Origin of the sequence: Pseudovibrio sp. POLY-S9 (assembly GCF_001431305.1) — a bacterium.
Lineage (GTDB): Bacteria > Pseudomonadota > Alphaproteobacteria > Rhizobiales > Stappiaceae > Pseudovibrio.
This window is the reverse complement of record NZ_LCWX01000239.1, coordinates 55,440-65,496: the sequence shown is the minus strand read 5'-3', so window position 1 is coordinate 65,496 and position 10,057 is coordinate 55,440. Positions and strand designations below refer to the sequence as shown.

Sequence of the window (10,057 nt, the reverse complement as noted above, 5' to 3'; positions counted from 1 at the left end):
TCGTCAATCCTGCAGACACTGCTGGAGGGCTACGGCCACACGGAAAGCCGCGATTACATCCATAATCAGCTGCGCTGGATGGAACGCAATGTACAGGCGGTAAAGATCACTCAAGCAGGCAGTGTTCTGGTGGCAACGCTGACAAACGCGGGCCGTGATCATGTGGAGCGCAGAGCCCGCCTGGAAGGCATCAAGCGCCCAAGCCCTGAGGTGTAAGAGATGAGTAAGCGCAAAGGGCGTGGGCGGCTGTCCTCATTGGATCTGCTGCCGCCAGAGGCTTCTAATCTTGTAGATTGGGCGGCGGAGCAACTTTCTAATCGGGACAAAACACAGCAGGAAATTCTTGAAGAGTTTAATGGCAAGCTGATTGCTATTGATCCGACGATTCAGCCAATCAGCAAAAGCGCGTTTGGTCGCCATGCCGTAAAGCTTGCGACCATGCAACGGCGTTTGAAAGAAAGCCAGTCCATTGCAAAGTCGCTGGCCGGTCAAATGAATGCCAGCGCGGTTGATGATGTGACGGTCATGGCAAGTCAGGCCATTAAAACGCTGGTGTTTGAGATCCTGACCAGTGCTGGAGAGGCTGGCCTTTCGCCCAAAGGTGCGATGGATCTGGCAAGTGCGTTGCGCTCTTCTGTTCAAGCTCAGGCAATTTCGACACGGCGACGTAAAGAGATCGAAACCGAGTTCGAGAAGAAGACCGATGAGGCGCTGGAGAAGACTGCTCAGGTTGCTGGTTTGAATTCTGATCAGGTCGCCAAGTTGCGCCGTGAGTTCTTAGGATTGCGCAAATGATGAGTGCGCAGAGCGATCCAGATCGGGTGGCAGGAACGCCGATCCTTACCCGAGATCCCAATGAGGCAAGTCCAGACTTCACACGTGGGGCTGAGATCCCGGATGACCTTGATCCGTTTGCCGATGGCATCTTGATGCTGCACCAAAAGGAATGGCTGGAGGATCGCAGTGACTTGAAGCTTGCCGAAAAAGGCAGGCGTACAGGCATCACTTTTGCCGAGGCTTTGGATGATACCCTGATTGCTGCCAGTAAACGTGAAGCTGGCGGTGATAACGTTTTTTACATTGGTGATACCAAAGACAAAGGCCGTGAGTTCATTGGCTATGTGGGACACTTTGCAAAAACCGTCCAGAAGGAAATGGTGGGCATTGAAGAGAGTTTTTTTGAAGACATTGATGCGGATGGCAACACCCGCAAGATATCCTCTTACGTGGCCCGGTTTGCGTCTGGCTACCGGGTAGAAGCACTGTCCTCTCGACCTGAAAACATTCGTGGCCTGCAGGGCATTGTGGTGATTGATGAGGCGGCGTTTCATAAGGACGTGCGTAATGTTATTGACGCGGTCAACGCGCTCCTGATCTGGGGCGGCAAGATCCGCATCATCTCCACTCATGACGGCGTTCTCAATGCGTTCAATGAGCTGATCCGGGAGGCGCGAACAGACGCGACTAAGGGCAAACCAACCTGGTCCATTCATCACATTCCGTTTGCCAGTGCTGTCAAAAACGGCCTGTTCAAACGGGTTTGCCTGATCAAAGGCAAAGTGTGGTCGCAGGAAGCGGAGCAAAAGTGGGAAGACAAGATCCGTTCAGCCTATGGCTCGCGCAAAGCGGCCATGCAACAGGAACTGGACGCGATCCCGGCTGAAAGCGAAGGTCAGGCACTCTCCCGTGTCCAGATCGAAGCCTGCATGGAAGCAGACATTCCCTATATTCGCTGGCAGGTAGAGGATGACTTCAGGGATCTGCCTGATAGCAAGCGTCAGGATCACCTTGATAAGTTCCTGAAGCGAAAGCTTGAACCTGTTCTCAAACAGCTTCCTAAAAACCTGCTGCATGTTTACGGGCAGGATTTTGCCCGCAAAGGGGATGCATCTGCCATTGATGTGAAGTCGATTGAAACCAGTCTTGTGCGCAGAACGAGGCTGGCCGTTGAAATGCGCAATGTGCCCTTTGATGAGCAACGCGAGGTGATGGAATTCATCATCACCCGTTTGCCCCGGTTTTCTGGCGGGGCATTTGATTCCACGGGCAACGGGGCTTATCTGGCGGAAAAGGCGGTCCAGAAATTTGGAGCCTCCATCCGCGAGGTGCACTTTTCTGAAAGCTGGTACCGTGAGAACATGCCTGCTTACATTGAAGCATTTGGCTCAAACAAATCCCTGATCCTGCCAAAGCACGATGACATCGTGAAAGACCATCAGGCGCTTTCCTTTGTGAATGGCATCATCAAGGTGCCTCAGGATTTTCGGTTCAAGGGAAGCGATGGCAACAACCGGCACGGTGATTACGCCATTGCCTCTGCTCTGGGTTTTTGGGTGAGCCAGCAAGACATTGCGGAATACGATTACATGAGTGCGAGCACACTTGCCCGCACCACAATGCAAGCTCCCAAAGACGACGATATTCAAGGTGCAACCACGTTCTCTCGCGGGTCGGTCTTTGGTAAACTGAAAGGGTTGTGGTGATGGCAAAGCCTGTCATTTTTGACCTTCATGGCAAGCCCATGAAGATTAAGGAGAAGGATCTCAGCAGTGAGAGCACTGCAATGATCCGCACCATCTCCAACAAGTTTGGTGGTATGTTCACCTCCGAGCTTACACCACCACGACTGAAGAGCATCTTGCAGTCTGCTGAAGCTGGTCAGCCTGATGAGTTTTACAAGCTGGCGGAGGTGATGGAAGAACAGGATCTCCATTACTCAGCTGTGCTCTCAAGTCGCAAGCGTGCTGTCTCCTCCCTCAGTATGCAGGTCAAGGCAGCAAGTGATGATCCCAAAGATCAGCAGATTGCTGAAGCTGTTCGCCGGATGGTGGAACAACCTGAGTTTATCGACATGCTTGATGATGCGCTGGACGCTTTGGGCAAAGGCAGTTCAGCCATTGAAATGCTCTGGGACACCACGTCTGCTGAATGGATGCCGCGAGAGTTTATCTGGCGTGATCCAAGGCTGTTCAGGTTCCACCCAATCCGCCGTAAAACATTGCAGATGAAACGGGAGGGCTCGGTTGACGGTGAGGATCTGGTGCCGGGGAAATTCATCACCCATCTGCCTAAGCTGAAATCCGGCTTGCAAGTGCGCACAGGATTGGCACGGGTGGCAAGCTGGTCTTATCTGCTCAAGAGTTTTGCTCTGCGTGGCTGGGCTGCTTACAACGAAATCTTTGGTATGCCCCTGCGTGTGGGCAAATTTGATAAGTCCGCCTCGGATGAGGATAAGGCCAAGCTTTTGCAGGCGGTGATTGGCATTGCCAATGATGCTGCCGGGATCATTCCCAAAGAAATGGATATTGAGTTTATTCAAAACTCAAGCCGGGGCGGTGACAGCCTGTTTGAACGTTTGCTTGTGTATCTGGATAAGCAGGTCTCCAAGGGCGTTTTAGGGCAGACCATGACCACGGATGACGGATCGTCTCTGGGGCAGGCAATCGTACATAATGATGTGCGCGAAGATATCCAGATCAGTGATGGCCGCCAGATTGCCACCACGCTGAACCGGGATGTGGTCCGTCCGTTTGTAATCTTCAATTACGGCCAGCAACCAGCTTACCCAACCATCCGCATTGAGGTGGTGGAAGCGGAAGACCTGGAACGCATGGCAAACGTTTTAAATAAACTGGTGCCCTTGGGGCTTAAAGTTCAGGTGTCTGAGGTGCGCGGACGCCTTGGGTTTGGTGATCCAGATAAGGGTGCGGATGTGCTGGGTGTTCAGCAAACTTCACAACAAGACCGGGTCAAGGCTCCCAACAGGCAGCAAGATACTGGACCACAAGCTGCAGCTGACCCATTTGATGATGTTGGGCAGGATGAGCTTGCTGATTGGCAACCGCAAATGTCTGGCCTGCTTGATCCGGTTCGCAAGCTTGCTAATTCGGCTGGTTCCTATGATGAGTTTCTGGAGGGGCTAAGTGGTCTTGCTGCCCAGATGGATGATGGGCCCCTTGCACAGAAGATCACTGATGCCACGTCGAAAGCGGCGGCTTTTGGCGATGATCGGGGGTAATGGTGGCCGGGTTCAAGTTTGATACCAAGCCTTCTCCTGAGGTCACAGGGTTTCTGGATAAGAAGGGCTTAAAGCCATCCTTCCACTGGACGGAGGTTTCGCCGCGAGAACATGCCTTTGGCTTTACTGTTGCCAAAGCCACCAAGCTGGACGTGCTCACCACATTGTTTGAGGAGGTCAAGCGTGCCGAGAGAGGCGGCATTCCGTTTGATGCCTGGGCAAAGGATCTGCAGCCGCGTCTTGAAAAGCTGGGGTGGTGGGGCAAGGTTGATATGCTCGACCCTAAAACCGGCAAGATGGTGAAAGCTCAATTTGGCAGTCCGCGCCGGTTAAAGACCATCTACTGGGCCAATACCAGGTCAGCCAGAGCGGCTGGCTTGTGGGAGCGAGCACAGCGCACCAAAGCGGCGCTGCCTTACTTTGTCTATTCTCTGGGACCGTCACAAAAGCACAGACCAGATCATCAGGCGCAAGCCGGGGTCACATTACCGATAGATGATCCGTTCTGGGATGTGTGGTTTACGCCCAATGGCTGGCGCTGCAAGTGCTGGGTCAGGCAGATCTCAAAGGTTGAAGCTGATAGAAATGGCGGTGTGTCAGATCCGCCTGAAATTGAACTGAAGGAATGGACCAACCCGCGCACTGGGGAGACCCTTAAAATCCCTGAGGGCATAGATCCGGGCTGGCAAGGTAATCCGGGAAAGAACCGCGCCCGGACCCAGATCGACAATCTGAATCTGAAAATGGAGAATGCGGGCAAGCACAGCGATGCTCTGCCCAGGCAGGTGATTGATGAGCTGTGGCGTTCAAAAGCGCCGCAAAGCTATTCCAAGATGAATGAGCGGGTGCATCTGCCGGTGGCTTATGTTCCTGGCCTTGCTTCAAGGTTGGATGCTAAAACGCCATTGGTGGCCGTCTCCAGCGATACCATCGCAACCAAGGTTGGCAAGCATCGCAGCATTGAGCCAGACAAGTTTACGCTTGTGCAGCAAGTGCTGGAGGATGGCGTGCCTATTGAACGTGGTGGATCGCAGGGACTGAGTTTCTGGCTTTCAGAAAAGGATAAAATGTACGTTGTTGCGCTGAAGAAATCGAAGGATGGTTTTATGTATGTCTCAACGTTCTTTCAGTCTGACCACAGACGCTTCCAAAAAGCTTTTGAACAGTACGGAGAATGGGGAGGATGAGTGCTGGCTGTTTGGTGAGGGCGGACTCTCCTCACATGCCATTCGAGGGCACCGATCCATTTGCCTCAGCCAGCACACTAAGTATAGGCGTGGTGCCTGAGTTTGACAAGCAGGGCCTGCGGTAAACACTAAAACGCCTCAGAAGGCCGTAGAGCGCTTTTAAGGGGTTTGAGGTAACATCGTGTATGAGCGAATTCCAAGTGCGTTCGACGGCGTTCGAAGACCATTCGAAATTGATTTTGACCTGATGGGTTGGGTGAGATAAGACAAAGGGGCGTTAAATCGCCCAATTTGCAAGCTGGTGACATGTGTCACCGGCTTTTTTTGTGCCTGCCTGCGCCAAGGTAAGGGCATGAACAAAAACCCACACCTCACCTCTACCTCCCATGAGATCCAACTGGACGGCAATGCTGCCGTTCCATCCTGGATTGAACTGGTACCTGCAGGCCAGTTTGTTGGCCGTGACGGGCGTCCGTTTGTCAATGACGGCCCAGAGGATGTGGTGGCGTTCTTTGTCAGGAGTGAACTGGATCTTGTCATTGACTATGAGCATGCAACGGAGAAGGAAAATGTAGAAGGTGTTCCTGCTGCTGGCTGGATTAAGGAGCTGGAGGTGCGCGGTGGTGCCATCTGGGGACGGGTCGAATGGACGCCGCCTGCAGCCACACGCATCAGCAACCGCGAGTTCCGGTTTATCTCTCCAGTCCTTTGGCACTCTCATTCCTCCAGACGTGTTCTGGGTCTGGCATCTGCCGCACTCACTCACAAGCCCAATTTGAAGATGACAGCGCTCAACAGCGCTCATCCGTCCCCACCTAAAGAAACTGACAGTAAGACTGAAGGAACCGTTGCCATGAAAGATGAGCAGCGCAAGGCGCTTTGTCAAAAGCTTGGCCTTGCAGATGAGGCTTCTGACACGTCCATTTTGGGCGCGGTTGAAGGGATGCAGAGCGCTGTGACCAAGGTGCAAAACTCAGCGCAGACGCCAGATCCGAAAAAGTATGTGCCGGTTGATACCTTCAATCTGATGAAAGATCGCGCTGAAAAGGCTGAAAACGCAACTCAGGAAGCGTTCAAGGTCGATGTTGAGAAGGCCGTCAACTCAGCTGTTGAGGCGGGCAAGATCGCTCCTGGCTCAAAAGAGTTCTATCTCAAGAGCTGCAATTCTCAGGATGATCTGGAGAGCTTCAACAAGCTCATTGCTGGCGGAGCGCCTGCGAGCGTGACCAAACCTTCCGGGCTGGATGAGACTGACCCCAATAAGGGGAAAGCTGCTCTTAGTCAGGATGAAAAATCCGTTGCCAAGCAACTCGGGCTTACGGACGAAGAATTCGCGAAACAGCGCGGCTAAGGCGACAAAGATAAGGGGTCACTAATTATGGTTCAACACTCTCGAAAAGCCAGCAGCCGGACTGGGGATCAGTTTGCTCACCCGGCAAAGGGTGATGTGTATATGCGCCGGGGTGGTCTGTGCGTTCTGGGTGCTGCTGGCTTTGCTCAGCCTGGTCATGAAGCCGCTAACCTCACAGTTGCAGGGATCGCTCAGGAGACCATCGACAACCGCGATGGTGCGGATGGAGCCCTGAACGTTCCTGTGGTGCGCGGCAAAGACCTCCATTTTCTTGGAAATGACAGCGCCGATCCTGTGACACGCGAGCATCTCAATAAGCCCTGTTACATCGTCGATGATGAAGCAGTCTCAAGTTCGCACAAAGGCAATGCCCGCTCACAAGCTGGCATGGCTCGCGACCTGACAGGGGCCGGGGTCTGGGTCGAATTCATCTAGAGCGCTCCATCCGTGGATTGAGAGCATAAGGCTCAGGTTTTGAGCCGAGGGAGATATTTATGGAAATTAATGGTGCAGTTCTGAGCGCACTTGGTGTTGGTTTCAGTGCAGCTTTTCAGGCGGGCCTGGGCGAGGCTCCTGAAGACTGGAAAAAGATCGCTACTGAAGTGCCTAGTACCACTTCAGAGAACGAATATGGCTGGCTCAAGGAATGGCCTGCCATGCGTGAGTGGGTTGGTGATCGTCTGATCAAGGAACTGTCTGGCGATAGTTACAAGATCAAGAACAAAGATTTTGAAGCCACTGTCTCAGTCAAGAAGAACGACATCGAAGACGACAAGCTTGGCATGTACACGCCGCGCTTTAAGGCGCAGGGCCGTGCTGCTGGGCAATGGCAGAACAATCTGGTCTGGAGTGCATTACCGCTTGGATTTAGCGAGAAGTGCTATGACGGCCAGAACTACTTCGACACCGATCATCCGGTTGGGTCAAAGGAAAAGGGCAATCAGCGGACGGTCTCCAACTATCAGGCCGGCGAAAAAGCGCCGTGGTTCTTGCTGGATACAAAGCAGGCGATCCTGCCGATCATCTTCCAGATGCGACAAAAGCCTGAGCTGGTTGCGCAAGATGACGCAAGCACGTCTGAGCGGGCCTTCATGAAGAAACAGTATCTTTATGGGGCGGATGCACGCGGCAATGTGGGCTTTTCCTTCTGGCAACTGGCATTTGCTTCCAAGGCTGAACTGACAGCAGATAATTATCAAGCAGCCCGCAAAGCCCTGACCTCCCACAAAACCGATGAGGATGTGCCGCTTGGCATCATGCCGAACCTTTTGGTTGTTGGTCCTTCCAATGAAGCAAAGGCGCTGGCGCTTTTGAAGAAAGAGAAGCTGGCGGGCGGTGAAGACAACATCTGGCAGGGCACTGCCGAGCTGTTTGTTTCGCCCTGGCTGGACTAACGGGAGAACTGCACCATGAAACCCGTTTGTATTCAGGTCACGACCAGCCGCACTCATTGGCGCGGTGGTCAGGAATTCGTCCAGGGCAAACCGAAGGTTCTGGTCTGCCCTCAGGACATTGATGAGGATGAGCTGAAGCTCATTCAAGCTGATCATGAGCTTTTGGTGAAAGAGATTGAAGCGCCTCTTGAAGATACTTCAGAGCGACCAGAAGCGACAGAGGCCCGCATCAAGGCGATTCAACTTGCCATGTTCTCCCTTCCGGGCGGCAAGGACGCCTTCACCAAAGCTGGCACACCGCGTGTGACTGTTTTGGAAGAGGTGCTGGGCTGGAAGCCAGACAGTGATGACATTGAAGCTGCCGTTGACGGTTTGAGTGATGTCATGAAGGCAGACCTGCAGGCGCTATTAGAGGCTTAAAACCTCGCCTCCCGGTGCAGGCGCGGGGCAAGTGTCTGCATCCAACTGGGGGCTGCTTTACGGGCAGTCCCCACCTTTTCCAATCAGATGAGTTATGACCACCATGGCATATGCAAGCGTACAAGACTGGCTGGACCGCAATCCGCATCGGGGATTTGTTGCGGACTATGACCACGATGGACAGGCGGATGAAGCCGCTGTTGCGCGTGCCCTGGAAGACGCTTCTGCTGAAATGGATGGCTGGCTGGGTGGACGACACTCAACACCGATAACAGATCCACTGGCCGTGCCGGTTCTGCGTCAACACTGCCTGGTGATTGCAACGCACATTCTGGCAGATACCCCGCAGACCAATGATCAAGAAATAGGCGGTCGTTACAAACGAACATTGGATTTCCTCAAATCTATTGCCAAAGGGGACGTCACTTTGCCCATGCAGGCGAGCACATCCGGTGCGGGCAGCGCCTCCAATGTGGGCGTGACCTTCGTTACGCCTGAAAGGATCTTCTCATGAGCGGCGTTGAGTTCGTGCTGGAAGAAGACCTGGGCAAGGCCACACTGGTTGCCGATCAGATCAGTTCCGTGAACCTTGCTGATGTTCTGGATGTGCACGGCGCTTTAGGCGTGAGCCAGACACAGCGCCGCATTACTCAGGATCAAAAAGCCCCTGATGGATCAGCCTGGAAAGAACACTCCAAAGGCTATGGCGCTACTCGGGGCGGCTCTCAAGGGTTGCTGCACAGTGAAGGCGATCTGGTCACCAGCATTGATCATGTTTCGGGCTCTGATGATGTGAGCTGGGGCTCCCCAGTGGTCTATGCGGCCATTCATCAGTTTGGCGGCACCATCAAGCCGAAGAACGGGGCACGATTGTTTTTCATGATGGGCGGGGCAGCGGTTGCTGCTTCTCAAATCACCATCCCTGCGCGGCCTTATCTGGGACTGTCCAGTGAGGATGTGCGTGAGCATGAAGACACGATGGTTCACTTCATGGAAGGGCTGCTGACATGAGTGAGAAAAACCCGTGGACCAAGGCAACGGCCTATAGCGACGTTCAAAACGCCATCATTCGCAAGATCAGGCAGAGCGGCATTTTGCATGAACATGCCATGGTGAAAGCTCCTCCTGGGATCGTCAGCGAAAAGCTACTTGGTTCTAAGTCCGTCACCAATTTAGGTGGTGCCTTTGTCGGCATTGGTCGTTTGGCCTCCGTGAAGCAACAGGCAGATGGCACAGCCGTCCATGAGCTTGGTTTGGGCGTGTTTCTGGTCGCACCTTACGGGCACCGGGATAAGCAGGCTGAAGTGATCGTGGACACGGTTCATGAGTTTGTTCAGCTGATCACTGACAACCGCTTTGAGCTGGTGAAAGCGCAAAGGCCGGCCGGGATCTCTGCCCGCAATCTTTATTCACCGTCCATTGACCGCTTGGGCTCTGCTTTGTGGCTGATTGAATGGCGGCAAAGTTTCATCTTGTTTGACGCTGAAGGCATGGCGCTTGGCAATGCGGCCAGCCGGTCAGCTGCACTGGGGAGGTCTGCGCCATGATAGACCTTTTAAACCTTAAAACCCGCCTTGCTGAACTGGAGCGCCGATCCGGCAACTTCGTGCGAAAGGCGAAGGTTGCTTCTTATAAGGGCGGCAAGGTCGTTGTTGAAGATGGCAGCGGGTTTAAATCAGCGCCGGTC

At 53.6% G+C, this 10,057-nt stretch carries 12 protein-coding genes; all 12 read left to right on the top strand.

Annotation, left to right across the window (positions count from 1 at the left end):
* Nucleotides 1-216 (top strand): hypothetical protein (locus tag PPL9_RS32570; protein ID WP_057465573.1); only part of this gene is annotated, 216 nt, incomplete at its 5' end.
* A gap of 3 nt (nt 217-219) precedes the next feature.
* Nucleotides 220-795 (top strand): DUF3486 family protein, encoded by a 576-nt coding sequence (locus PPL9_RS26695; RefSeq protein WP_057465572.1) that lies wholly within the window; start codon nt 220-222, stop codon nt 793-795.
* Nucleotides 792-2,483 carry a hypothetical protein gene (locus PPL9_RS26690; RefSeq protein WP_152986841.1) on the top strand — a complete coding sequence of 564 codons (1,692 nt, stop codon included), beginning with the start codon at nt 792-794 and terminating at the stop codon, nt 2,481-2,483. The genes PPL9_RS26695 and PPL9_RS26690 overlap by 4 nt, the downstream gene beginning before the upstream one ends.
* On the top strand, nt 2,483-4,018 hold the full coding sequence (locus tag PPL9_RS26685; RefSeq protein WP_057465571.1) for a DUF935 domain-containing protein: 1,536 nt from the start codon (nt 2,483-2,485) through the stop codon (nt 4,016-4,018). Before PPL9_RS26690 ends, PPL9_RS26685 begins: the two co-directional genes overlap by 1 nt.
* A gap of 2 nt (nt 4,019-4,020) precedes the next feature.
* The gene (locus tag PPL9_RS26680; protein WP_161831467.1) at nt 4,021-5,205 is read left to right on the top strand and encodes a phage minor head protein; all 1,185 of its coding nucleotides are present in this window, start codon (nt 4,021-4,023) and stop codon (nt 5,203-5,205) included.
* 352 nt (nt 5,206-5,557) lie between these two features.
* Entirely contained in the window at nt 5,558-6,556 is a 999-nt protein-coding gene (locus tag PPL9_RS26675) for a phage protease (RefSeq protein WP_057465569.1), read from the top strand.
* Nucleotides 6,557-6,583: 27 nt separating this feature from the next.
* Nucleotides 6,584-6,991: a hypothetical protein gene (locus tag PPL9_RS26670; protein WP_057465568.1), complete on the top strand. Its 408-nt coding sequence runs from the start codon at nt 6,584-6,586 to the stop codon at nt 6,989-6,991.
* Nucleotides 6,992-7,050: 59 nt separating this feature from the next.
* Nucleotides 7,051-7,950, top strand: coding sequence for a Mu-like prophage major head subunit gpT family protein (locus PPL9_RS26665; protein ID WP_057465567.1), 900 nt, complete (start codon nt 7,051-7,053; stop codon nt 7,948-7,950).
* A gap of 15 nt (nt 7,951-7,965) precedes the next feature.
* A complete protein-coding gene (locus tag PPL9_RS26660; protein WP_057465566.1) occupies nt 7,966-8,370 on the top strand; it encodes a hypothetical protein in 405 nt (134 codons plus the stop codon).
* Between the two features lie 94 nt (nt 8,371-8,464).
* Nucleotides 8,465-8,884 (top strand): phage protein Gp36 family protein, encoded by a 420-nt coding sequence (locus tag PPL9_RS26655; protein WP_057465565.1) that lies wholly within the window; start codon nt 8,465-8,467, stop codon nt 8,882-8,884.
* Nucleotides 8,881-9,381, top strand: coding sequence for a phage virion morphogenesis protein (locus PPL9_RS26650; RefSeq protein ID WP_057465564.1), 501 nt, complete (start codon nt 8,881-8,883; stop codon nt 9,379-9,381). Before PPL9_RS26655 ends, PPL9_RS26650 begins: the two co-directional genes overlap by 4 nt.
* Nucleotides 9,378-9,917, top strand: a complete 540-nt coding sequence (locus PPL9_RS26645; protein ID WP_057465563.1) for a hypothetical protein — start codon at nt 9,378-9,380, stop codon at nt 9,915-9,917. Before PPL9_RS26650 ends, PPL9_RS26645 begins: the two co-directional genes overlap by 4 nt.
* Nucleotides 9,918-10,057: the final 140 nt, after the last annotated feature.